Origin of the sequence: Tritonibacter multivorans (assembly GCF_001458415.1) — a bacterium.
Lineage (GTDB): Bacteria > Pseudomonadota > Alphaproteobacteria > Rhodobacterales > Rhodobacteraceae > Epibacterium > Epibacterium multivorans.
Window position 1 is genome coordinate 315,839 of sequence record NZ_CYSD01000012.1, and the last position, 22,226, is coordinate 338,064.

23 protein-coding genes and 1 pseudogene are annotated in these 22,226 nt (G+C 60.6%); 13 read left to right on the forward strand and 11 right to left on the reverse strand.

Translation table 11 applies throughout. From position 1 onward, the window contains the following. Positions 1 to 108: 108 nt before the first annotated feature. The 4 genes from TRM7557_RS02780 to miaB all read right to left on the reverse strand — a co-directional run bounded on the left by TRM7557_RS02780 (position 109) and on the right by miaB (position 3,794). Positions 109 to 1,083 (reverse strand): PhoH family protein, encoded by a 975-nt coding sequence (locus tag TRM7557_RS02780; RefSeq protein WP_058288678.1) that lies wholly within the window; start codon positions 1,081 to 1,083, stop codon positions 109 to 111. Between the two features lie 197 nt (positions 1,084 to 1,280). Beyond that, positions 1,281 to 1,586 carry a hypothetical protein gene (locus TRM7557_RS02785; protein WP_058288679.1) on the reverse strand — a complete coding sequence of 102 codons (306 nt, stop codon included), beginning with the start codon at positions 1,584 to 1,586 and terminating at the stop codon, positions 1,281 to 1,283. A 15-nt stretch (positions 1,587 to 1,601) separates the two neighbouring features. Next, the gene (locus TRM7557_RS02790; protein ID WP_058288923.1) at positions 1,602 to 2,159 is read right to left on the reverse strand and encodes an OmpA family protein; all 558 of its coding nucleotides are present in this window, start codon (positions 2,157 to 2,159) and stop codon (positions 1,602 to 1,604) included. 294 nt (positions 2,160 to 2,453) lie between these two features. Then, the gene (gene miaB, locus TRM7557_RS02795; RefSeq protein WP_058288680.1) at positions 2,454 to 3,794 is read right to left on the reverse strand and encodes a tRNA (N6-isopentenyl adenosine(37)-C2)-methylthiotransferase MiaB; all 1,341 of its coding nucleotides are present in this window, start codon (positions 3,792 to 3,794) and stop codon (positions 2,454 to 2,456) included. Positions 3,795 to 3,934: 140 nt separating this feature from the next. On the opposite strand from miaB, the gene TRM7557_RS02800 reads away from it, so the two are divergent. Next, a complete protein-coding gene (locus tag TRM7557_RS02800) occupies positions 3,935 to 4,804 on the forward strand; it encodes a glycosyltransferase family 2 protein (protein WP_058288681.1) in 870 nt (289 codons plus the stop codon). A gap of 629 nt (positions 4,805 to 5,433) precedes the next feature. On the opposite strand, the gene irrA is transcribed toward TRM7557_RS02800, so the two are convergent. Then, entirely contained in the window at positions 5,434 to 5,853 is a 420-nt protein-coding gene (gene irrA, locus TRM7557_RS02810; protein WP_058288683.1) for an iron response transcriptional regulator IrrA, read from the reverse strand. A gap of 210 nt (positions 5,854 to 6,063) precedes the next feature. On the opposite strand from irrA, the gene fabA reads away from it, so the two are divergent. The 3 genes and pseudogenes from fabA to TRM7557_RS19700 all read left to right on the forward strand — a co-directional run. Next, positions 6,064 to 6,573 (forward strand): bifunctional 3-hydroxydecanoyl-ACP dehydratase/trans-2-decenoyl-ACP isomerase, encoded by a 510-nt coding sequence (gene fabA, locus TRM7557_RS02815; protein ID WP_058288684.1) that lies wholly within the window; start codon positions 6,064 to 6,066, stop codon positions 6,571 to 6,573. A 152-nt stretch (positions 6,574 to 6,725) separates the two neighbouring features. Continuing rightward, positions 6,726 to 7,280, forward strand: a complete 555-nt coding sequence (locus tag TRM7557_RS02820; protein ID WP_058288685.1) for a pyridoxamine 5'-phosphate oxidase family protein — start codon at positions 6,726 to 6,728, stop codon at positions 7,278 to 7,280. Positions 7,281 to 7,400: 120 nt separating this feature from the next. Next, positions 7,401 to 7,502, forward strand: a pseudogene (locus tag TRM7557_RS19700) (beta-hydroxydecanoyl-ACP dehydratase); the annotation flags it as partial. A gap of 23 nt (positions 7,503 to 7,525) precedes the next feature. Here the strand turns inward: TRM7557_RS19700 and TRM7557_RS02825 are convergent. Both TRM7557_RS02825 and TRM7557_RS19810 read right to left on the reverse strand, forming a co-directional pair. Further along, positions 7,526 to 7,999, reverse strand: a complete 474-nt coding sequence (locus TRM7557_RS02825) for a hypothetical protein (protein ID WP_131727511.1) — start codon at positions 7,997 to 7,999, stop codon at positions 7,526 to 7,528. Between the two features lie 33 nt (positions 8,000 to 8,032). Next, positions 8,033 to 8,479 carry a hypothetical protein gene (locus TRM7557_RS19810; RefSeq protein ID WP_074941862.1) on the reverse strand — a complete coding sequence of 149 codons (447 nt, stop codon included), beginning with the start codon at positions 8,477 to 8,479 and terminating at the stop codon, positions 8,033 to 8,035. A gap of 140 nt (positions 8,480 to 8,619) precedes the next feature. Between TRM7557_RS19810 and fabB the strand changes: the two genes are divergently transcribed. Both fabB and TRM7557_RS02835 read left to right on the forward strand, forming a co-directional pair. Then, positions 8,620 to 9,849: a beta-ketoacyl-ACP synthase I gene (gene fabB, locus TRM7557_RS02830; RefSeq protein WP_058288687.1), complete on the forward strand. Its 1,230-nt coding sequence runs from the start codon at positions 8,620 to 8,622 to the stop codon at positions 9,847 to 9,849. Positions 9,850 to 9,853: 4 nt separating this feature from the next. Further along, complete coding sequence (locus TRM7557_RS02835; protein WP_058288688.1) at positions 9,854 to 10,645, forward strand: enoyl-ACP reductase FabI; 792 nt, start codon at positions 9,854 to 9,856, stop codon at positions 10,643 to 10,645. A 71-nt stretch (positions 10,646 to 10,716) separates the two neighbouring features. Here the strand turns inward: TRM7557_RS02835 and TRM7557_RS02840 are convergent, their stop codons facing one another. Continuing rightward, positions 10,717 to 11,148: an FKBP-type peptidyl-prolyl cis-trans isomerase gene (locus tag TRM7557_RS02840; protein WP_058288689.1), complete on the reverse strand. Its 432-nt coding sequence runs from the start codon at positions 11,146 to 11,148 to the stop codon at positions 10,717 to 10,719. Between the two features lie 140 nt (positions 11,149 to 11,288). On the opposite strand from TRM7557_RS02840, the gene TRM7557_RS02845 reads away from it, so the two are divergent. The 5 genes from TRM7557_RS02845 to TRM7557_RS02865 are packed head-to-tail and all read left to right on the forward strand — an operon-like array spanning position 11,289 to position 15,409. Then, on the forward strand, positions 11,289 to 11,978 hold the full coding sequence (locus TRM7557_RS02845) for a haloacid dehalogenase type II (protein ID WP_058288690.1): 690 nt from the start codon (positions 11,289 to 11,291) through the stop codon (positions 11,976 to 11,978). Positions 11,979 to 12,022: 44 nt separating this feature from the next. Beyond that, entirely contained in the window at positions 12,023 to 12,871 is an 849-nt protein-coding gene (locus TRM7557_RS02850) for an alpha/beta fold hydrolase (RefSeq protein ID WP_058288691.1), read from the forward strand. Continuing rightward, positions 12,868 to 13,845 (forward strand): threonine ammonia-lyase, encoded by a 978-nt coding sequence (locus TRM7557_RS02855; RefSeq protein ID WP_058288692.1) that lies wholly within the window; start codon positions 12,868 to 12,870, stop codon positions 13,843 to 13,845. Before TRM7557_RS02850 ends, TRM7557_RS02855 begins: the two co-directional genes overlap by 4 nt. Positions 13,846 to 13,905: 60 nt before the next feature. Then, complete coding sequence (pcaD, locus tag TRM7557_RS02860) at positions 13,906 to 14,697, forward strand: 3-oxoadipate enol-lactonase (protein ID WP_058288693.1); 792 nt, start codon at positions 13,906 to 13,908, stop codon at positions 14,695 to 14,697. After that, positions 14,690 to 15,409, forward strand: coding sequence for an alpha/beta fold hydrolase (locus TRM7557_RS02865; protein ID WP_058288694.1), 720 nt, complete (start codon positions 14,690 to 14,692; stop codon positions 15,407 to 15,409). Before pcaD ends, TRM7557_RS02865 begins: the two co-directional genes overlap by 8 nt. Positions 15,410 to 15,449: 40 nt before the next feature. Here the strand turns inward: TRM7557_RS02865 and TRM7557_RS02870 are convergent, their stop codons facing one another. Continuing rightward, the gene (locus TRM7557_RS02870; RefSeq protein WP_058288695.1) at positions 15,450 to 16,289 is read right to left on the reverse strand and encodes an oxidoreductase; all 840 of its coding nucleotides are present in this window, start codon (positions 16,287 to 16,289) and stop codon (positions 15,450 to 15,452) included. Between the two features lie 288 nt (positions 16,290 to 16,577). Between TRM7557_RS02870 and TRM7557_RS02875 the strand changes: the two genes are divergently transcribed. Next, a complete protein-coding gene (locus TRM7557_RS02875) occupies positions 16,578 to 17,810 on the forward strand; it encodes a mandelate racemase/muconate lactonizing enzyme family protein (RefSeq protein WP_058288696.1) in 1,233 nt (410 codons plus the stop codon). Between the two features lie 69 nt (positions 17,811 to 17,879). Here the strand turns inward: TRM7557_RS02875 and TRM7557_RS02880 are convergent, their stop codons facing one another. Then, entirely contained in the window at positions 17,880 to 20,864 is a 2,985-nt protein-coding gene (locus TRM7557_RS02880; RefSeq protein ID WP_058288697.1) for an ABC transporter transmembrane domain-containing protein, read from the reverse strand. A gap of 306 nt (positions 20,865 to 21,170) precedes the next feature. Between TRM7557_RS02880 and TRM7557_RS02885 the strand changes: the two genes are divergently transcribed. After that, positions 21,171 to 21,575: a DUF3307 domain-containing protein gene (locus TRM7557_RS02885; protein ID WP_058288698.1), complete on the forward strand. Its 405-nt coding sequence runs from the start codon at positions 21,171 to 21,173 to the stop codon at positions 21,573 to 21,575. A 30-nt stretch (positions 21,576 to 21,605) separates the two neighbouring features. On the opposite strand, the gene TRM7557_RS02890 is transcribed toward TRM7557_RS02885, so the two are convergent. Beyond that, a complete protein-coding gene (locus TRM7557_RS02890) occupies positions 21,606 to 22,094 on the reverse strand; it encodes a class I SAM-dependent methyltransferase (RefSeq protein WP_207382611.1) in 489 nt (162 codons plus the stop codon). Positions 22,095 to 22,226 lie beyond the last annotated feature (132 nt).

Below are 22,226 nucleotides of genomic sequence, written 5' to 3' on the forward strand. Positions count from 1 at the left end.
GGGTTCCTTTTGTTATCCGTCCCATATCACGTTGGGCAGGAATGGAAAGCCTCTGCCGGACCAGCCTGCAAATCGCCACCGCCCCATTGTGGGGCAGCGGCACAGTGCTTAGGCCAAGGGTTCATCCGCCTCATAGGCTTTGATGATCGCCGCCACCAGCGGATGGCGCACCACGTCATCAGCCGTGAAATAGTTGAAGGAAATCCCTTTGATCCCCTCCAGCAGACGTTCCGCATCGCGCAGACCCGAAGTCACGCCGCGCGGCAGGTCGACCTGGCTGCGGTCACCGGTGATCACCATGCGCGATCCCTCCCCCAGCCGGGTCAGGAACATTTTCATCTGCATGGTGGTCGCATTCTGCGCCTCGTCCAGCACCACAAAGGCATTGGACAGCGTGCGTCCGCGCATAAAGGCCAGCGGCGCGATCTCGATGGTTTTTTCTTCCTTCAGCTTGGCCAACTGCTTGCCCGGAAGGAAATCATTCAGCGCGTCATACAGCGGCTGCATGTAGGGGTCGACTTTTTCTTCCTGCGTGCCGGGCAAGAAACCAAGCCGTTCGCCCGCTTCAACCGCAGGACGACAGAGGATGATCTTGTCGACGTGACCTTGGATGAACATCGACACGCCCACCGCCACCGCCAGATAGGTCTTGCCGGTGCCCGCCGGGCCAATGCCAAAGGCCATCTCATTTTCAAAGAGGTTTTTGACATAGGCCTTCTGCGCATCCGTGCGCGGCTCGACCAGTTTTTTGCGAGTCTTGATTTCTACCGGCCCGCCCGAGAACATCTCGAGCTGGTCATCGGGGGTTTCGTCTTCTTCGTCCGAGCGATCAAGACGCAGTTCGCGATCAATGTCCGCCGCTTCAACGGTTTTGCCCGCCTCTAGACGATCATAGAGCGTTTCCAGCAGGTTGGCCGTGCGTTCGGCCAATGCCTCGTCTTCGGCGACCACAATCAACTGGTTGCCACGTTGAGGGATTTGTACACTGAGGCGGTTTTCAATCTCGGTGAGGTTCCGCCCATGTTCCCCGCAAAGGTCCATCAAAAGGCGGTTGTCGGGAAATTCCAGCACCAATTCATTCATTGGCGGGCCCCAAGGAAAGCTTGGGGAATCAAGGCACTTGCGACCAAGTGGATCTCCTGTCGTGTCGTTTGTCCCTTCAGTCTGCATGGGCAGGCAGGCAGGTGCAAGCCGCAGCGCGGCATTTTCATGCAAACGCCACAAAAAACGGGCACTCCCAAGGGAAGCGCCCGTATTTTTTCATAGCAATCGGTTTGCGATTAGATCGGATCCGCGAAGGTCGAGCCCTTCTTGAAGGCACCGACAGCCGTTTCGCGCGGCAGGTCGCTGTTGCAGACCGGTTTGCCATCGGGCGTGCGGCGCAGGTCCGCATAGCCTTCGACGCCATCGTCAATGATCCAGTGTTCGCAGCCAACCGGATCCACCCAGATGCCTGCGGTCAGGTTCGACAGGTCATTGTTGCCGCCATCAAAGATGTTCTGGTCGATGGTTTTATTGGACACATCGCCACAGGCAGACACAGCCAGCATCAGCCCAAGCCCGGCGGTCAATTTGATCATGTTCATCCGCTCTCTCCTTGATCAGCGCAGGCAGTAGATTTCAACGCGGCGGTTCTCGGCCATGTTCTTGGCAGAGTTGTTCGGCTTGCGCGGATCACGTTCGCCGTAGGCGCGCACATCGGCAACCCGTACACCGCTCACCGTCCGGGCGATCTTGGCCACCGCATTGGCACGGCGCTGCGACAGGGCGATATTGTATTCATCAGACGCGCGGCTGTCGGTGTGGCCGGCGATCACATAGGCACGGGTATTGGCGCGGGTCTTTTCAAAGAATTCGACAATCCGTTTGCGGTGTGTCGAATTGATATAATGCTTGTCGGTCGCAAAGAACTGGTCGGTCGGCATCATGCCACACAGCTGGCCCAAACGGCAGACAGGTTTGCCATCAGGCGTCACATGCGGCGTCATATAGCCTTCCGCACCATCGTCCATCACCCAGTGTTCACAGCCATCCGGGTCAACCCAGATGGTCGGCGAATAGCGTTCACCTTTGATGGTCCGTGTTTCTTGCGCCGCAGCGGGCGCAACCAGTGCAACTGTGGTCGCAACCGCAATGGCCGACAGCGCAAGTTTCTTCATTTCGTTCAACACAACAGGCATCCTCTAAAGCCGATTCCCCCAAAAGGGCCGCGCCCCGATTTCCGACGACCCATAGTTACGTCCAAATTAGACAATTATTGGTTCAAATAAGAGCGGTTTCCCTTCTTTTTCGCCCTTTTTAGAACCGCCTGTGTCAACACTGCCCAATTAAAACAGCCATTATGACCAATAGGGAAACATTGAACAAAAACGCCCCGGACTCGGTCCGGGGCATTTTAGCGAAATTGAGGATTAACGACTCACCCGGGCAGGCCGCGAGTCGTGACCAATCGGTCAGTCGCGGATCAGTTCGCCTGCCAACGAATTGGCCCCGGACGACACAATGCGCACCCGCGCCAGATCACCAACCGCACGGTCACAATCGGCCACGTGCACCGCGTGCAGGTAGTCGGATTTGCCCACCATCTGGCCCTCGCGGCGGCCAGGCTTTTCAAACAGCACCCCAACCTCGCGGCCGATCATACTGTCCTGCACTTCGCGCTGCTGCTTGTTCAGCAGGGCCTGCAGGCGTTGCAAACGGTCATCGGCCTCGGCCTGATCCACCAGCGGACGCTCTGCCGCAGGCGTACCCGGCCGGGTCGAATATTTGAAGGAATAGGCAGTGCCGTATTTCACTTCTTCGATCAGATCCAGCGTCGCCTGAAAATCCTCTTCGGTCTCTTCCGGGAAACCGACAATAAAGTCGCCCGAGATCAGAATATCCGGACGTGCCGCGCGAATGCGCTCGATCAGACGGATATAGCTCTCGGCGGTGTGGCTGCGGTTCATACGTTTGAGGATCTTGTCCGATCCCGCCTGAACCGGCAGATGCAGATACGGCATCAGCTTGTCGCAGGTGCCATGGGCCTCGATCAGATCATCGAGCATGTCATTGGGGTGCGACGTGGTATAGCGGATCCGCTCCAGCCCATCGATCTTGTCCAGCTCCCAGATCAGCTGCGCCAGCGTCAGATCACCGCTTGCCCCCGCACCGTGATAGGCGTTGACGTTCTGCCCCAACAGCGTGATCTCGCGCACGCCGCGTTCGACCAGATCCTGCGCTTCGGTCAGGATGCGTTCCGCCGGGCGCGACACTTCGGCACCACGGGTATAGGGCACCACGCAGAAGGCACAGAATTTGTCACAGCCTTCCTGCACGGTCAGAAACGCGGTCGGGCCACGCTTTGCCTTGGGGCGGCTTTTGAGCTTCTCGAACTTGTCTTCTTCGGGAAAATCCGTGTCGAGCACCTTTTCCCCCTTGCCCGCCTTGGCTTCCATTTCCGGCAGGCGGTGATAGCTCTGCGGGCCAACAACCAGATCGACCATCGGCTGACGGCGCATGATCTCTTCGCCCTCGGCCTGGGCCACACAGCCCGCAACACCGATTTTCAGGTCGGGCTTTTCCGCCTTCAGACCCTTGAACCGGCCCAGTTCCGAATACACCTTCTCGGCCGCCTTTTCGCGGATGTGGCAGGTGTTCAGCAAGATCATATCCGCATCATCAGGGCTTTGTGTTTCCACATAGCCCTGCCCGCCCAGCGCCTCGGACATGCGTTCGCTGTCATAGACGTTCATCTGGCAGCCATAGGTCTTAATAAAGAGCTTTTTGGGCTCGGAGGCTTTCGGCGCGGTCATTGCGGAGATACCTTTTCGGGACGGAAAGAAACAGCGGAGGCGTTTATCGCGGAAACGGCCCACTTGCAATGGAGCTGCGGATAACCGATTTTGCCTGAAAAGGCCAGAAGGCTCTCAAAGCGCGAAACGACGGGGCAGACATGCGGTACAACTCTCTCGAGGATTTCCTCGCCAAGGGCAAAGCCCTCTTGGCCAAAGGCCCGGTCGCCCTGATCTTTGCCGAAGATGATGTCGAGGTCGCCTCGACCCTGCGCCACCATCTCGACCTCGGCTTTGTGCATGTGGTCGCCTTTATGCCGGACAGTTTTGACCTGCCCGCAGAACTGGCAGATCTGCTCCACCGGGTGCCCTATGAATGTGGCCTGCCCAGCAATGTCTTCACCGCCATCAACAAGGTGATTGTAGCCGCCGCCCCCACCTGCTGGCTCTATTACTGCTACAACGCGGAATACCTGTTCTTCCCCTTCAGCGAGACCCGCAGCGTGCGGGAACTTCTGACCTTCCACGCCGAAGAACGCCGCGCTGCCATGCTGACCTATGTGGTGGATCTCTATGCGCCGGACCTAGAAGCCGCCCCCAATGCCGTCTCCCTGCAGGATGCCATGCTGGACCGGTCTGGGTATTACGCGCAGGCCCGTGTGCACCCCGTCACCCACAAGCCGCTGGAACGCCAGCTGGATTTCTTTGGCGGCCTGCGCTGGCGTCTCGAAGAACATGTCCCCTGGACCAGCCGCCGCATTGACCGCATTTCCCTGTTCCGCGCCAAAGCAGACCTGACCCTCGCCCCAACCCATCAGTTCAGCGACCCCGAGTACAACACCTATGCCTGCCCCTGGCACCACAACCTGACGGCCGCCGTGTGCTCTTTCCGCGCCGCCAAGGCGCTGCGCCGCAATCCGGGATCGCGCGACGCCATCACCACACTCGCCTGCCGCAATTCGGTGCCTTTTGAGTGGACCTCGCGCCAGCTTCTGGACCTCGGCCTGATGGAACCGGGACAGTGGTTTTAACCTAGATGGCAGAATTTTTGTTCGGCGCTGGTTTCTTTGTGATTTTGGGTTTCTTTGTGATTTTGCCCACTTTGTGCTGGGCGCCTGCGCTTGTTCCGCATGGTCTCGCGCGTCGCAACGGCCGCAGGATGCCTCTGTTTTCGGCGCTATACTATCAGGTGGCAGCCTTCATTGCGGCCGTGGGCCTCACGCTTGGCGCCCTGTCGGTCGCCTGGTCTCAAAAGCACAGAACTCAGCACCACATCCTCCGCTGGGCGGTTTTTCCAACATTGCTGTGCGGCTGAGCCGTCGCGCTTGGCCTCACCAGCCTGATTGTAGAACAGGAAATTGCAGATCGCGCCTAAATGGCAGGCCTATCCTGCCTGAAGACTGCGGGCTTTCTTGCAAATCTTCGAGGAGCGCACAGCGGAGGGTTCGCAGACATGCATGCAACTGCCATCCGCGGCAGCGAGTTTCTGGCATGGAGCTACAGAGAACGGGCCTTCTACGTCCGCTTCACAGCCCAAAAGGATCTCACCTGCACAGGACATAAATGACGCACAGCGTGTTTCTTTTGGCCCCAAATACTCCGGGGTGAATGCGCGGCACGCGCAGAGGGGCAGCGCCCCTTCAAATCGCAACTGAAAAAATCAGCCCTTTTTGCGCAGACGGATCACCACATCCACAGATGCGATCTCCATGCCTTCCGGCGGCTCTGGCAGGGATTGAATCACCAATTCGTCCGACGGCGCATCGGTCACGCGGCTGTCGCCTTCCCAGTAGAAATGCGGGTGGTCGTGCACATTGGTGTCGAAATAGCTTTTCGACCCATCGACGGTGATTTCCTGCAACACTCCCGCATCACAAAAAGCGCGCAGCGTATTGTAGACCGTCGCCAGCGACACAGAGGCCCCATCGGTCTTGGCCGCCTCAAACAGGCTCTCAGCGGTCACATGCCGATGCTGTCCGTCCCCCACAAGAAGCGCCGCCAATGTCACGCGCTGACGGGTCGGACGCAGTCCGGCATCGTTCAGCCAGCGGTTGGCGTTTTCCTCATAGGTGGGGTGCATAGGCGCGCGTCCTGCCTTGTTTCAGGTGAGTCTTTCTCGGATTTATATGGGAGTTTGCGAATGAGTTTCAATCAAAATCACAGGCCGCACGTTATACAGTAACAGTGCGCTACATCAATATAGTTGACGTAGCTGCCCTTGCAGGACCCGCTGCCCCGGTGCTAATGGGATCTCCACATATCAACACTGACTGTCAGGAGAAGGCCCAGCATGGCCCAATACCCCACGAGCTTTGACAAGGACGACCTGCTGAAATGCGCCCGTGGCGAATTGTTCGGCCCCGGCAATGCGCAGCTGCCCGCGCCGCCGATGCTGATGATGGACCGCATCACCGAAATCTCCGGCGACGGCGGCGAACATGGCAAAGGCCATGTGATCGCAGAATTCGACATCACCCCGGACCTTTGGTTCTTTGACTGCCATTTCCCGAACAACCCGATCATGCCCGGCTGTCTTGGTCTGGATGGCCTGTGGCAGCTGACCGGCTTCAACCTCGGCTGGCGCGGCTGGCTGGGCCGCGGCTACGCGCTGGGTGTGGGCGAGGTCAAACTGACCGGCATGGTCCGCCCCGACCGCAAAATGCTGACCTACCGCGTGAACTTCACCAAAGCGGTGCAAACCCGCCGCCTGACCATGGGCGTGGCCGATGGCATTGTCGAAGCCGACGGTGAGGTGATCTATCAGGTCAAAGACATGAAAGTGGCGCTGAGCGAGAGCTAACGCGCCCCCGCTTTCCTTTGCGACACCATCTGAAAGAGGCCCCCGGGCCTCTTTTTTTGTGGCCGCACGTTTTTCTCGCCCTCTGCTTCGCAAAATCCCCCTATGCTGACGCAGCGCACAGTAGCGCACAGCAGCGAAGGAGGCCGTATGACATGCCGGTTGGAACAAAACTCAATGGGACGCTGCGTCGGTTCATCGAAAGCCAAAAGGTCTTCTTTGTGGCCACGGCAGCGGCAGACGGGCGCGTCAACCTCTCTCCCAAAGGGGCCGACACGCTGCGAGTGATCGACGACTCGCACCTGCGCTGGCTCAATCTCTCGGGCAGCGGCAATGAAACCGCTGGCCATATCGCGCAGCTCAATCGCATTACAATGATGTTCTGCGCCTTTGAAGGCGACGCCCTCATTCTCCGGGTCTACGGCACAGCCAAGGTCATTCACCCCCGCGACCCATCCTGGCACGACAGCACGGCCAACTTCCCTGCGCTCGCAGGCAGTCGTCAGGTGTTCGAGATCACCATCGACACGGTTCAAACCTCTTGCGGCACCGGCGTGCCCTACATGCCCTTTCAGGCGGACCGCTCAGAAACAGAGCTGCTGCCCTATTACGAAGAGATGGGCCCCGACGGGGTCGAGGCCTATTGGCGCAAGAAGAACATGGTCACCATTGATGGTTTTGACACAGGGTTGTTTGACGACGGCGACTAGACCACCGATCAGCGAAAGATGATGTCATTGCCCCGGTTGGCTAAGCCGATGAGCGGCCGGTGGGCGAGGTCAAACCGACCTGCGCCGCCCCGACCGCTGCCGCAGACCTTCCGCGTGAACTGCACCAAAGCGGTGCACACCCGCCGCCTGACCATGGGCGTGGCCGATGGCGAAATAATCCAACAGGTCAAAGACAGGAAGGTGGCGCTGTCTGAGAGCTAAGACCGAGAGCTGATCTATAGTGTTCAAAGGGCTCTGCGGTATTCCCTTTCTGGATCGTGCGGTCTCACAAAAACCTTTTGTTGCGCGACAAACACCCGATCCAGATCTGTCACTATGGTCAGCGTGCATTCCAACTGCATTGAGGAAACGCGCCGTGCGGCAAGTTCGGCCTTTGCGATCCAGTCAAGCGGCAAACCGCGGCGTCGGCACTGCGCAGCGAGATTGGCTTGCCAATCCCTGTTCAATTGCTGAAAAGAAATCGGAACACGACCGCCGGGTTTAAGGTCAAAAAGTAGACGATCCTCTGCGGGTTCCTCCAGCGCTCGCTGCAGTTTCCCCAACGCCCAATAGCCATCTAGGTTATTGTTGCGACTGACAAAACTGCCAAGCAGATCGTTACAAAGGCCTTGAAGGTCCTTACGTCGCCCCATGTCTTTCCCTTTTTCCTTCGAGCCTGCTGAAAGTTTCAAATAGCTGAGCGCTTTAACCGTTTTCAATGGTGGCAGGCAGGTGTAAATCCAACTGATTTGCTAGTCCAAAGGTGTGCTCAAAACCTTTGGGCGACGTCTACCAAGTTCATCGACGGTCTCTGAACGCTCACCTTGGCTTCCGAAGTATTCGCGAGACGATCGTCGCCCAGTTCGATCTTCAACAGTTACGACAAAACGGTTTCCGTCGGGGTCAGCGATGAAACGCACCAAAAGAGCTTTGTAGTCGGCGACATCGACATTGTGCTTCTCACAAAACTCCGGAAGAGCTTTTGCAAACGACGGCAAGGCCTGCGCAACTTCTCCCTCTGGATAAGCCCCCTGCACTTCTCCTGAAAGAAAGTCCGCAACCAAATAACCGTTTTTGTTGGATTCAGCCTCAGCAAAGACGTGCGTATGAATGACTCTATTCGGCACGACAAAACTTAAACCGCCAGCCATTGAGACGGCGTAGTTGTGCGCGACACCGTGAAGCTTGTTGTGTTTCATGCTATGCACACTAGTTGGAGAACGCACCGTAGCACAGTATGCAATTCCTAACTGGTCTCCGAACAGCGCCCCCCCTTCCCACCTTGCACCTCAGCCCCTCAATGCCTAGTAAGACATAAGCAGTTTAAGGGAGTGCACGTATGCGTCGTGTCGTCGTCACCGGTCTGGGGATTGTCTCCTCCATCGGGAACAACGCAGAAGAGGTCACCGCCTCTCTGCGCGCCGGAAAATCCGGTATTGTCGCCAGCGAATCCATGGCCGAGCACGGCTTTCGCAGCCAGATCGCGGGTACGCTGAAAATTGATGTTTCTGAACATGTCGACAAACGCACCCTGCGCTTCATGGGCGCCGGTGCGGCTTATGCCCATATTGCCATGGGTCAGGCGATTGCCGATGCGGGCCTCAGCGAAGAGCATGTGGTGAACGAACGCACAGGTCTGGTGGCTGGTTCTGGTGGTCCGTCGACCTCTGCCATGCTGACCGCGCATCAGACCGTGCTGAAAACCGGCGCGACCAAGCGGATTGGCCCGTTTGCGGTGCCGAAATGTATGTCCTCCACCATCTCGGCGAACCTTGCGACCGCCTATAAGATCAAGGGCATCAACTACTCCATCACCTCGGCGTGTTCCACATCGCTCCATTGCATCGGCAACGCGGCCGAGCAGATCATGATGGGCAAGCAGGACATTATGTTTGCCGGCGGCGGTGAAGAGCTGGACTGGACCCTGTCCTGCCTGTTCGACGCCATGGGCGCGATGTCGTCCAAGTACAATGACACCCCCGACAAAGCCTCGCGCGCTTTTGATCAGGACCGCGATGGGTTTGTGATCTCTGGCGGTGGCGGCATTGTGGTTCTGGAAGATCTGGACCACGCACTGGCCCGCGGGGCCAAGATTTACGCCGAAGTCACCGGCTTTGCTGCGACCTCGGATGGTCATGACATGGTGGCCCCGTCTGGTGAAGGCGGTGAGCGCGCCATGCGTCTGGCGCTGTCCACCCTGCCCGAAGACCGCAAAGTGTCCTACATCAACGCCCACGGCACCTCGACACCCGTCGGCGATGTTGGCGAAGTGGAAGCCGCGCGCCGTGTGTTCGGCGAAGGCTATGTGCCGCCGATTTCCTCGACCAAATCCATGACCGGCCACGCGCAAGGCGCGGCGGGCGCGCTGGAGGCGATCTTCTGTCTGCTGATGCTGGACGGCGATTTCATTACCCCATCGATCAATGTCGACACCCTCGCCGAAGGCATCCTGCCCGGCGAAGTGGCAACGGATTACGTTGAAAACGCAGGCCTCGACAGTGTGATGACCAACAGCTTCGGCTTTGGCGGCACCAATGGCTCGATGGTTTTGAGCAAATATAAAGGATAAAACCATGACCGGATTATTGGCCGGAAAACGTGGCCTGATCATGGGCGTTGCCAACGACCGTTCCATCGCCTGGGGCATTGCCAAAGCGATGAGCGAAGCAGGCGCGGAGCTGGCCTTCACCTATCAGGGCGAGGCCTTCGGCAAGCGTCTCGCGCCGCTGGCAGAATCTCTGGGCAGCGACTTTATGGTCGATGTGGATGTCACCGATGATGCCTCGCTGGACACCGCCTTTGCCCAACTGGGCGAACGCTGGGACAGCATTGATTTCGTCGTGCACGCGATTGCCTATTCCGACAAGAACGAGCTGACGGGCCGGATCCTCGACACCACCCGCGCGAACTTCAAGAACTCCATGGATATCTCTGCCTATTCCTTCATCGAGGTCGCACGCCGTGCGTATCCGCTGATGAAAGACAAAGGCGGCAGCCTCTTGACGCTGACCTATGGTGGCTCCAACCGCGTGACGCCGAATTACAACGTCATGGGTGTGGCCAAGGCCGCGCTGGAAAGCGCGACGCGCTATCTGGCCAATGATCTGGGCCCCGAAGGCATCCGCGTCAACGCGGTCTCTCCGGGTCCGATGAAAACCCTGGCCGGTGCTGCGATTGGCGGTGCGCGCAAGACCTACAAGCACACCGAACAGAACGCCCCGATGCGGTCCAATGCGACCCTCGAAGCGGTTGGCGGCACTGCGGTGTATCTGGCGTCGGACGCTGGCGCTTGCACCACCGGTGAGGTCATCCACGTCGACGGCGGCTTCCACGTGCTGGGCATGCCGCAGCAGGAAAACCTCTGATTTCAGAGATATAACTCAAAAAGAAAACGCGCCCCAAAGGGCGCGTTTTTTAGTGCGGCGGGCGCAAAGCCTTAGGCTTCAATCGCAACCAGCTCCACGTCAAAAATCAGGTCCTGACCTGCCAGCTCGTGGTTGGCATCCAGCGTGACGGTCGCCTCGTCAAATTCAACGATGGTGACGGGCAGCATGTGGCCTTCGGGGGTCTGCATCTGCAGCTGCAGGCCAACCTCAACGGGAATATCCTCGGGGATGCCTTCGCGCGGGATCGCCTGACGCATTGCCGGGTTGATCGGGCCGTAAGCCTCGGCGCAGGGGATATCCAGCACCTTTTTGTCGCCCACTGCCATGCCCGCAATACCTGCATCCATGCCTTCGATCACATGGCCAGCGCCCAGAGTGAATTCCAGCGGGTCACGTCCCTCAGAGCTGTCAAACACGGTGCCATCACGCAGTGTACCGGTGTAGTGGATGCGAACCTTGTCGCCTTCTTTCGCAGCGCTCATTGCCTGCTCCCTTCGGGATTGTAAAAATTGAAGGGTCGAACCCTAAGTCGAATTCCCCGAGAGTAAACCCGTATCAACACATTTTTTGCGTACCCCACCCCGCAAACCTGTGCCAAGCTTGCCACAACAAAGGAGGCCCCATGCCCGTTTCCACATGCGTTTTCGATGCTTACGGCACCCTGTTTGATGTCACCGCAGCCGCGCGGGATGCGGCAGCAGATCCCGCCTTTCCGGAACTGGAAACCACCTGGACCCAGCTGGCGGCCCAATGGCGCCTCAAACAGCTCGAATACACCTGGCTGCGCGCGCTCAGCAATCGGCACACGGATTTCTGGCAGGTGACGCAAGACGGGCTCGATTGGGCGCTGGAGGCCGCGGGTCTGGCGGATCGCCCAGCGCTGCGCCAGCGGCTTCTGGATCTGTACTGGCAGCTTGCCGCCTACCCCGAGGTCAGGGCCGTGCTGGACACGCTGAAAGAAGCCGGACTCAACACCGCGATCCTGTCGAACGGATCCCCCGACATGCTGAACGGCGCGGTGCACTCGGCGGGCATCGGCCCCCTTCTGGACGATGTATTATCCGTGGAAACGGTCGGCATCTTCAAACCCGCACCGCAGGTGTATGATCTTGTCGTTACCCGTTTTGGGGTTGCACCCGACGAGGTGCTGTTCGTGTCCTCCAATGGCTGGGACGCGGGCTGCGCGGCGGATTTCGGGTTCACCACCGCTTGGGTCAACCGCGCAGGCCAACCCGTGGACAAGCTGCCCGGGCAACCCGACTTTATCCTCGACGACCTGACCCGCATTCCCGAAATCGCCCTGTCGCGATAACCCCGTTTGGCCCTCCCCTGCCGGACAAAAAGGACACCTTGTTCATGAGCACATTCCAAACCGCCGACGGGCTGGCGCTGTATTTTGACGAAAGCGGCTCGCCAGATGGCACGCCCGTGATCTGCCTGCCCGGCCTGACCCGCGACGGGCAGGATTTCCGTTATCTGCGCCCGCATCTGAAAGACTACCGGGTGATCTGCCTCGATTTTCGCGGGCGCGGTCGGTCGCAATATGCCGACGACATAATGACCTACTCCGTGCTGCAAGAGGCGCAGGATGTGCTGGCTCTGATGGACCACCTCGGGCTGGAGCGCGCTGCGATCATTGGCACGTCGCGCGGGGGGCTTGTGGCCATGACGCTGGCAGCCGTCGCGCTGGATCGGCTGTCTGCCGTGATCCTCAATGATGTGGGGCCCGAGATTGCACCCGAGGGGATGGCGCGGATCTTTGACTACCTTGGTCGCCGCCCCGCTGCCAAAACCCACGCCAAAGCCGCCGCCTCGATCGAACTCGCGCTGGGGCAGGATTTTCCCGGGCTGCCACGGCAACGCTGGTTGGAAGATGCGCAGACGTTCTATGATGAAACCGACGATGGCCTTGCCTTGCGGTATGACCCCAAACTGCGCGACGCGCTGCTGGCGCAGATCGCCGCCCTTGCCGACATGCCCGAACCGCCCAGCCTGTGGCCGGGGTTTGAGGCGTTGGGCAGCCTGCCCTGTGGCACCATCCGCGGCGCGTTTTCTGACGTTCTGAGTGGTGAAACCTTCGCCGAGATGAAAGCCCGCCTGCCGCAAATGCACATGGTGGAACTGCCCGATCGCGGCCATGTGCCCTACCTCGACGAAGCGGCCGCGCTGGCCCTGATTCACACTGTTCTGGAAGACATCGAATGACCAATATCGCAATGATCGAGGCCGCCGCCGCGCGCCTGAAGGGCCACGTGCGGCGCACCCCGCTTTTGTCCTCGCCCTTTCTGGACGAGATCGCAGGCCGCCGCCTGTTCCTGAAGGCGGAAAACCTGCAACATACGGGATCGTTCAAGTTTCGCGGTGGCTGGGCTGCTGTCTCTGCCCTGTTGCCTGAGGCCCGCGCCAAAGGCGTCATCGCCTTTTCCAGCGGCAACCACGCACAAGGGGTGGCCTTTGCTGCGCAGGCGCATGGGGTCCCGGCCGTCATTGTCATGCCTGCGGACGCGCCGCGCCTGAAGATCGACAACACCCGTGCGATGGGCGCTGAGGTTGTCCTTTACGACCGCGCAGGTGGCGAAAGCCGCGAAGCCGCCGCCGCGCCCTATGTGCAGGGCCGGGGGCTGACCCTGATCAAACCTTACGACGAACCCGAAGTCATCGCCGGACAGGGCACCACCGGTCTTGAGATCGCGGAACAGGCCGCTGAGGTTGGCGTCAGCACAGCCGACGTTCTGGTCTGCTGTGGCGGTGGTGGGCTGGCCACGGGCATTGCACTGGCGCTTGAAGATCGCGCCCCCGGTCTGCGCGTCCGCCCGGCGGAACCTAAGGGCTTTGACGATATGGCGCGGTCTTTGGCAAGCGGTCAGGCGGAAAGCAACCCAAGCCAGACCGGCTCTATCTGCGACGCGATCCTGACGCCAGCCCCCGGCACCCTCAGCCTGCCGGTGCTGTCCCGTCTGGCAGGACCCGGTCTGGTCATCAGCGATGACGAGGCGCTAGAGGCCATGGCGCTGGCGTTTAAGCACCTGAAGGTGGTGCTGGAACCCGGCGGCGCCGTGTCCTTTGCCGCCGCCCTGTTCCGCAAGGATCAGATCGCGGGCGACGCGGTGATCGCCGTGGCCACGGGCGGCAATGTCGACGCCGATGTCTATGCCGAGGCTCTGCGCCGCTTTGGCTGAAGCTGTTTGCGCTTGGCGTGAGGCCGCCATACATTGCAGCGCGATTTATCGGAGCACGACATGGCACTTGCGGATCTGGGCGACGTCCAGCTGAACTATGAAATTGATGGCGACCCCTCGGGCGCGCCGGTGGTTTTTGCCCATGCGCTGGGGACGAACCTGGCGATCTGGGACAAGGTCGTCGCCGCCCTGCCCGAAGGTCTGCGCCTGATCCGCTATGACCTGCGCGGCCATGGACAGTCCTCGGTGCCCGAAGGGGCCTATTCCATGGGGATGATGGTGCGCGACGCCGAACGGCTGATGGGGTTTCTCGAGGTCAAAGACGCCTGTTTTGTCGGCATCTCTCTGGGTGGCATGATCGCGCAGGGGCTGGCGGTCAAACGGCTGGATCTGGTGCGGGCGCTGGTGCTGTCCAATACCGCCGCCAAGATCGCCACGCCCGAAATCTGGCGCCGACGGATGGAGACGATCGAGGCCAAGGGCATTTCCGCCATTTCAGCCGAGACAATCGAACGCTGGTTCCCCCGCGCGTTCCGCACCTCACCCGAGGCCCTGCGCTGGAAAGAGGTGTTAGAGGGCACCTCGCAAACCGGCTATCTTGGGGCCTGTGCAGCGATTGCGGGCACCGATTTCTACACCCCCACCGCCAGCCTGCGTCTGCCGACCATGGGGATTGGCGGTTGGGATGATGGATCGACCCCGCCGGATCTGGTGCGCGAAACCGTGGACCTGATCCCCGGCAGCCAGTTCGCCCTGATGCGCAAGACCGGCCACCTGCCCTGCATTGACCAGCCGCAGGCCTATGCGGATCTGCTGTCGGTCTTCCTGCGCGAAACCGGACATCTTGTCTGATCTACTGCTGATCCACGGCTCCTGTCACGGGGCCTGGTGCTGGCGCGACCTGCTGCCAGAGCTGGCGCAGCGGGGACATAGCGCCCGTACTCTCGACCTGCCGGGGCATTATGATGGCCGCGCGCCCGAAACGGTGACACTCGAAGACACCTGCCGTGCGGTGGCTGAAGCTGCTACATCCGAAACGATCATCGTCGGCCATTCCTGGGGCGGCTTCCCGATCACCGGGGCGCTGGATTTTATGGAAAACGGGCCGCGCGCGCTGGTCTACCTTTGCGCCAATGTGCCCCGCGACGGCCTGTCGGTGGTCGCGGTCCGCAATGCAGGTCCGCGCCAGACCATCGGCGCGGCGGCGCAGAGATCCGCGGATGGGCACAGTTTCTCCATTGCACCAGACGCCGCACCGGATCTGTTCTATCAGGACTGCCCGCAAGAGGTGGTGGACTTTGCCCTGCCGCGCCTTTGCCCCCAGCCGGTCCGGCCACAGCAGACACCGCTGCCTCAGCCCGCGCGCTGGGACGACACGCCCAAAGCCTATATTCGCTGCCTGCAGGACCGGACGATTCCACCCGAATATCAGACAACCATGGCCGCCGCCGTGCCGCCCGAGCTGCGCTTTGACATGGACTGCGGGCATTCGCCGTTCTTTGCCGCCCCGGCGGAGCTGGCGGCGATCCTTGACCGGATCATTGCCGCCCTAGCGAAGCAATAGAAATGCCCCGCCCACCCGTGGCGCGCAGGGCAAACCCAGTTTAGCTGCCTTCCGGGAACCAGACGGCCTCGCCCGCGTCGCCTTCCCAGGTGTCGAAATCACCCAGCGCGCGGTCGATCTTGCTGCGGTTGTTGGCATAGGAATCCGCGCCCAGCGCCAGACGCAGCGGCGGCGTGTCGCTGTCCACCGCCTTTGCAATCATCGCCACGCCCTTCTCCGGGTTGCCGCGCTGGTTGCCATTGAAAGCCTCCGGATAGGCGCGCACCTGACCCACGGTATCGGCGTAAGCATCGATCGAGGTTTCAGCCACCGCCAAAGACCGGTCGAGGAAATCGGTCCGGAACGCGCCGGGTTCCACGATGATCACATTCATGCCCAAGGGCTCCACCTCGGCTGCCAGCGCCTCGGACAGGCCCTCGACCGCGAACTTCGCAGAGGAATACAGACCAAAGCCCGCCCGCCCCATGAACCCAAGGGTCGAGGACAGGTTGACGATGCGCCCGCCCGTGCCTTTGCGCATCAAAGGCAAGGCGGCGCGGGTCATCTCGATCAGGCCAAACAGGTTCACCTCGAACAGCGGGCGGTATTCTTCGGGCGTGGCCTCTTCGACCGCGCCAATCAGCCCATAGCCCGCGTTGTTCACCAGCACGTCCAGCCCACCAAAACGCGCCTCGGTGGCAGCCACAACAGCGGCAATATCCGCCGCTTCGGTCACGTCCAGTTTTGCCACCAGCGCGGTGTCGGGATAGGCGGCGGCCAGCTCGCTCAGCTGTTCGGGGCGACGTGCAGTCAGCACCACATTGTCGCCACGCGCCAGAACATGTTCCGCCAGCGTGCGGCCAAGACCCGTGGAACAGCCGGTAATAAGCCAGGTTTTCATGAAATTTCCTTTCGAAAGTCGGGACGCCAATGCCGGCACAAACAGCAATCACCGCAGCGCGGCATGTGGCGTTGGAGGAGACCCTTGAAGGTAAGTAGCCCGCCGCGCGTTTCAACCATTCCCCCGCCATTGACCGGTTTCCTTCGGATTTTCTGGGTTTAGGGGTTAATCTTCGCGGGGAACGACACGGAACGTCGCTTTTGACCTTGCGAACGTCGCCTCGGCTCGCCACCTAGGGTGCGACCCGAAAAAGGCCCCAGCCGGGGCGCAACAAAACGGACCAAAATCATGAAACTGCAGGACCTCGACGTCATTGTCACCGCCCCGCCCGCACCGGGCTTTGGCGGCCGCTACTGGATCCTGGTGAAGCTCACCACCGACACCGGCATCACTGGCTGGGGCGAATGCTATGCCTCCACCGTGGGCCCGGACGCGATGAAAGCGGTGATCGAGGATGTGTTTGAACGGCACATGCAGGGCGAAAACCCCGAAAACATCGAACTGATGTTCCGCCGCGCCTATTCCTCGGGCTTCACGCAGCGCCCCGACCCCACCGTGATTGGCGCGTTCTCCGGCATGGAGATCGCCTGCTGGGATATCCTTGGCAAGGACCGCGACCGCCCCGTTTATGCGCTCTTGGGCGGCAAGATGAACGAACGCGTGCGCGCCTATACCTACCTGTACCCGCAGGACGGCCACACGCTGCCCGATTTCTGGCACAGCCCGGAACAGGCAGGCGAGGCCGCAGCGGCCATGCTCGCCAAGGGCTACACCGCGATGAAGTTCGACCCGGCAGGCCCCTACACCATCCGCGGTGGCCATATGCCTGCGATGTCCGACATCACCATGTCGGTGAACTTCTGCGCCGCGATCCGCGAGGCGGTGGGCGACAAGGCGGATCTGCTGTTTGGCACCCACGGTCAGTTCAACACCGCGGGCGCGATCCGCATGGGACAGGCGCTGGAGCCCTATTCCCCGCTGTGGTACGAAGAGCCCTGCCCGCCCGATATGATCGAAGACATGGCCCGCATTGCCCGCAATGTGCGCATCCCCGTGGCCTGTGGCGAACGGCTCTGCACCAAGGCCGAGTTTGGCGCGGTGCTGCGTGCTGGCGCGGCCGAAATCCTGCAGCCCGCCTTGGGGCGTGCCGGTGGCATCTGGGAGATGAAGAAGGTCGCGGCCATGGCCGAGGTCTATAATGCGCAGATGGCGCCGCATCTTTATGCGGGTCCTGTGGAATGGGCCGCCAACGTGCATTTCGCCACCTCGATCCCGAACATCCTGATGGCCGAAACCATTGAGACCCCCTTCCACGACGCGCTGATCAAAAGCGCGATCAAAGTTGAGGGCGGCTATATCACCGCGCCCGACGCGCCGGGTCTGGGGATCGAGGTCGACGAAGACCTCGCCCGCGCTCATCCCTACAAAGGCCGCGACCTGCATCTTGGCATGCAGGAAGCCCCCTGTGATTACGCCAACGGGAACCGCTTTGAAGGCGGCGCACCGCCCGCCGAGGAGTGATCCTTCAGGCAACAAACAACACAGGCCGCAGCACCCGCTGCGGCCTTCTTCTTTACCCTAACCACTCGGTCAGCTTGACACGTAGCCCGACACCACCTGCAGCAGCTTGAAGGCTGTGTGGGCATCGTTTTCAACCACGGCGAGGAACTCTTCCTCACCAATCCGCAGACAGGTCAGCGGGGTTTCGGCCACCAGCGACAACGCGCGGGGTTCCTTGCGGATCAACCCCAGTTCCCCCACCAGCGCACCGGGCCCAACCGTGACCACCTGATGCCCCCGCGAGGGTTTTTCGCCCTCTGCGACAGATGCGGTCGTGGGCTGATACAGCCCCGCTTCGCCTTCCAGGATCAGATACACACCATCGGTTGCCGGGTCGCCCTTGTGGAACACGGTGGTGTCGGTCTCTGCCTCGTACCAGCGCGCGCCAAAGGCCAGCAGACGCAGCTGACGGCGGTTGAGGCTGGAAAACAGCGCCGTGCTTTCCAACGCTCGCAGCTTGCGCGACAGATCGGCCGAGGCGGCGCTGTCTTCGCTGGTTGTGCTCTCTTCGGCGCGTTCACTGCGCAAACGCCCGTGGCGCAGCTCAAAGAAGCTGTCGAAACTGTCAGGATCGACAAATTCCGCCTGCAGGAAAATCACCGTGGCATCTGGCAGAAGCGCCCGCAGGTTTTCCCGCATCGCCGCGCGGGTGTCGGCGTCAAAACTCGACAGAGCTTCGTCGAGGATCAAAATATCCGGCGTTTTGATCGTGGCGCGGCAGAAGGCCAAGGGTTCGGCAAAGCTCGCCCCCAATCCTTGCCCGCCAACGGACACCGGCAGGTCAAAGATCAGTTCGACCACCCAATCGCCCAGCCCCGCCTCGAGGATCACATCGCCCACCAGCTTGCGCAGGTCCTCGCCGCGCGCGCCCGCCATATCGGACACGCGGCCAAAGATGGCGTTTTCCAGCACGGTAAAGCCGGGGGCAAAACGCGCATCATCCAGCGGCACAAACAGATCGCCCAGGGTCGCCAGCAGCTCGCGCCCATGCGAAGCCCGCAAGGACAGAATGCGCGTTTCCATTTCCTCGGTGAAGGCGGGGCCAATGGCCTCGGCCGAGATCGAGAACGGCACAATCATCATCTGCGCCAGTTCGCGCGGGGTCAGGCTGGCCGCCCCATGCGACGACAGTTTTTGCACAAGGCTCAGTGTTGCCTCGTAATCCGCGGCCCGCAGACCCAGCTTCTGAAACAGCGGATGCGTGGTGCCATCCATGCCAAAGATCTGGCGCAGCATCTCGACCACTTCCTGGGCCAGTCCCAGAAGGTCACGGTCCAACCCAATGCGGCGCAATGTCTCGAGGAACTCTTCCTGTTCGGCCAGATGTTCAAACGTGATCGGCTCGCGACGGGTGGCATACAGCAGGTTTTCCGCCACCGGCAGGGACGGGTTATACCGATCCGGCGCGTTGAAATGCACAAACCCGTCAAACCCCGCAAGCTCCAGCGCCTGGTGCACCTTGGGGCGCAGCCCCACCAGCGCCTCGGCCAGACGGGGATGGTCCAGCGCATCAAAGCTCAGCTCTGTGCCGCGGCGGAACAGGGTCGTCTGCGACCCGATCCCATCAACCAGCTTCAGCCACCACGCGCGCAACTCGTCCTTGTGGTCAAACCCAGCCAGTTCCGGCGCCACCCAGTCCACCCCAAAGGGATCGGGGCTGTTGCCTGCGCGAATGGCCTTTTGCTGCGCCAGCGGATCACCGCATTCTTCGCGCGGCTCCAGCCGCAAGGGCATCAGCACGTTTTCCCCAAAGGATCCCTGAAACAGCACCGGGCGCGAGGTCGCAAGCCCCATCCGTGCCGCCAGAACCGTCTGATGCAGGCTTCGGATATCATGTCCGGCAAGGCTCAGCTGCCCGCTCGAGGGCAGCACCTCGCGGGTCAGCACCTCGGCCAGCGCCCGCCTGTCTTCTTCTGATGGGGCCAGAATGCCAATCATCTGACCGCCGGGGAAGGTCGCCGTCAGATCCTCCAGCACAAGATTGCCATCCGCATCCCGCACATTGACACCGGCCAGCGCGATATCGCCTTTCAGACGGGTGTCGCGATCCGGCTCCCCGCTCATCAACGCCTCATCGACCATGCCCGGCGGGGCAAACCGTTCCAGGATCACCTCCCAGCGCAGCGACATATCCTGCGTCTGGTTGTAATAGGCCAGCAGCTCTTTCCACGGCGAGGCCAGATCCTTATACGCCGCCAGCGCTGCCACCAGCGCCCCCAGCGACACCTTGCCCTGCAGCACCAGATAGCCGCCCACCGCATAGAAAAAGAACGGCGTCAGCTGGGTAATGAAGTTGTTGAGAAACTTCATGAAGAACTTTTTCTGGTAGATCTCGAACCGAATGTCATAGAGATGCCCCAGACGATCCGTGACCCGCGCCATACGATAGCGCCAGCCGCCATTGACCCGCAGGGTCGACGCCCCAGCCGCGCTTTCGCCAATCTCGGAGGCCAGCGCGCGCACCTGTTTGATCCGCTTTTTGTTCAACTGGTTGATCTGCCGCTGCAACAGCGGGATCAACCAGCCCTGCAAGGGGATCAGCGCCACCGCCGCCAGACCAAACCAGACGTTCTGGGCAAAGAGGAAATACAGAATGGTCAGCATCTGACCCGCCTGCAGCACAGGCTGCGATACGGCATCGCCCATCAGCCCGCCCATGGGTTCGCTTTCGGCGGTGACCATCGACACCAGCTCGCCCTGGCTCACACGTTCGAAATAGGGCTGCGGGAAACGCAGCACCCGCGCGATCAACTGATAGCGGAACCGGCGCAGCATCCGTTCGGCCAGCACACCTTTCATCGTGTTGATGCGCATCTTGGTCAGGCCATGCGCCAGCACGGCCAGCAGGAATCCCCCGCACAGCGCCCACAGATAGGTCAGCTGCGGCACCTGATAGCCAAAGACATCAATCACATCGCTTTGCGCCCCAATGGCGTCATTGATGATGCGCTTGGGCAGTTCCAGCGTCAGATACAAAAGAGGAAAAAGACAGGCGGTGACCGCCAGCAGCACCAGCTGGTCACGGCGAGAGTATTTCCAAATGAATTGGAACAGCGAGCGTTCTATGGGTTTGCTCCAGATCGGCCAGAGTTTTTTAGTCTTCCCTGCCTAGCGCGGCCTGCGCGGCCAAGCAATGGCTGGTAGCGGCAGCATTATCTTTAGGTGTCTCCACTATCACCCACCGTCACATAATGACTCTGTGACCTAGCTCACAGACGACGCAGAGATACGGTTGCGATAGTCAAAAAACCGCCTAAGCTCTGCCGGGCACCCGAACTGCGGTGCAGGGATCGGCAAGCGATCCGAAAGGAGACCGAACAAGTGCCAGAACATGTGGCTGCCGTGCTGCTTCTGATCTTCCTCCTGGAAGCGAAACACATGTTTGCGGATTTCTATCTGCAAACCGCCAAGATGCTTGCCGGACGGTGCAGCTATCTCCATTGGGGGCGGGCCCAGCACGCCGCCGTACATGCGGTGGGCTCGGTGCTTGTCTATTTTTTCATCGGCCTGCTGTTTGGCTGTCCGCTCTGGGTGATGTTCCTGATCCCGGCGCTCGAATGGGTGGTGCATTACCACATCGACTACTGGAAGGGCTGGCACACCCATTGCAAACAGCTCGACCCGTCACAGGGCGCCTTCTGGCGCGCGGTGGGCTTTGACCAGTTTCTGCACCACGTGACCTACATTGGCATGGCCGGGCTTTGGGCCACGGGATTTGCCCAATAAGCAGCCCGCCCAATCGGTCAGGAACGCCCCTCAGCGGCGATAGACAAAACAGCGCCCTTTGACCGCGCCTGCGGGCAATGGCATCTCGTCCAGCGCGTCAAAATACATCCGGTCTGACGACACCATGATCCCGCCCGGCGCCAGCAGCGGCTCCACCAATGGCGAGATCAGCCGCGCAAAAGCATCGTTCTTTTCCAGATTATGCCCGCCAAGATCCGCGTGGATCAGGCTTGCCGTGGCCCCAAACCGGTCCAGCGCCTGCGGCAGGGTCTCTTGCACGTCGCCCAGCACCGTCAGATGATCTGCCGGGATGCTGTCAGGATGCGCTTCTACCGACCGGTCAAAGACATAGACATCCCGTCCGGTGATCCGTTCGCGCATATGGTGAAACGTGCGCCCGTTGCCCAGACCCAGTTCGAACACCGGGCCGTCCATCGCGTCGGTCTCTGCAATGGCAAAGTCGATGCAGGCCCGCTGCGACACCATGCGGTCGATGAAAAGGTCCAGTCGTGTCACCATGGAAAACTTCCTTCAGCTCTGGTTCAAATGTCGTGATGCTGTCGCATGCGCCTAATATGTGCCCCAAGACTACAGGTGGTTAGGGGAAATGTGCGATCAAATTTCCAACAGCGGGCCTTAGGGCGCGAAATC

Bases quoted from the DNA above. Each gene is read 5' to 3' on its own strand.
- TRM7557_RS02780 (WP_058288678.1), bottom strand. From the start codon at position 1,083: ATGAATGAATTGGTGCTGGAATTTCCCGACAACCGCCTTTTGATGGAC.
- TRM7557_RS02785 (WP_058288679.1), bottom strand. From the start codon at position 1,586: ATGAACATGATCAAATTGACCGCCGGGCTTGGGCTGATGCTGGCTGTG.
- TRM7557_RS02790 (WP_058288923.1), bottom strand. From the start codon at position 2,159: ATGAAGAAACTTGCGCTGTCGGCCATTGCGGTTGCGACCACAGTTGCA.
- miaB (WP_058288680.1), bottom strand. From the start codon at position 3,794: ATGACCGCGCCGAAAGCCTCCGAGCCCAAAAAGCTCTTTATTAAGACC.
- TRM7557_RS02800 (WP_058288681.1), top strand. From the start codon at position 3,935: ATGCGGTACAACTCTCTCGAGGATTTCCTCGCCAAGGGCAAAGCCCTC.
- irrA (WP_058288683.1), bottom strand. From the start codon at position 5,853: ATGCACCCCACCTATGAGGAAAACGCCAACCGCTGGCTGAACGATGCC.
- fabA (WP_058288684.1), top strand. From the start codon at position 6,064: ATGGCCCAATACCCCACGAGCTTTGACAAGGACGACCTGCTGAAATGC.
- TRM7557_RS02820 (WP_058288685.1), top strand. From the start codon at position 6,726: ATGCCGGTTGGAACAAAACTCAATGGGACGCTGCGTCGGTTCATCGAA.
- TRM7557_RS19810 (WP_074941862.1), bottom strand. From the start codon at position 8,479: ATGAAACACAACAAGCTTCACGGTGTCGCGCACAACTACGCCGTCTCA.
- fabB (WP_058288687.1), top strand. From the start codon at position 8,620: ATGCGTCGTGTCGTCGTCACCGGTCTGGGGATTGTCTCCTCCATCGGG.
- TRM7557_RS02835 (WP_058288688.1), top strand. From the start codon at position 9,854: ATGACCGGATTATTGGCCGGAAAACGTGGCCTGATCATGGGCGTTGCC.
- TRM7557_RS02840 (WP_058288689.1), bottom strand. From the start codon at position 11,148: ATGAGCGCTGCGAAAGAAGGCGACAAGGTTCGCATCCACTACACCGGT.
- TRM7557_RS02845 (WP_058288690.1), top strand. From the start codon at position 11,289: ATGCCCGTTTCCACATGCGTTTTCGATGCTTACGGCACCCTGTTTGAT.
- TRM7557_RS02850 (WP_058288691.1), top strand. From the start codon at position 12,023: ATGAGCACATTCCAAACCGCCGACGGGCTGGCGCTGTATTTTGACGAA.
- TRM7557_RS02855 (WP_058288692.1), top strand. From the start codon at position 12,868: ATGACCAATATCGCAATGATCGAGGCCGCCGCCGCGCGCCTGAAGGGC.
- pcaD (WP_058288693.1), top strand. From the start codon at position 13,906: ATGGCACTTGCGGATCTGGGCGACGTCCAGCTGAACTATGAAATTGAT.
- TRM7557_RS02870 (WP_058288695.1), bottom strand. From the start codon at position 16,289: ATGAAAACCTGGCTTATTACCGGCTGTTCCACGGGTCTTGGCCGCACG.
- TRM7557_RS02875 (WP_058288696.1), top strand. From the start codon at position 16,578: ATGAAACTGCAGGACCTCGACGTCATTGTCACCGCCCCGCCCGCACCG.
- TRM7557_RS02890 (WP_207382611.1), bottom strand. From the start codon at position 22,094: ATGGTGACACGACTGGACCTTTTCATCGACCGCATGGTGTCGCAGCGG.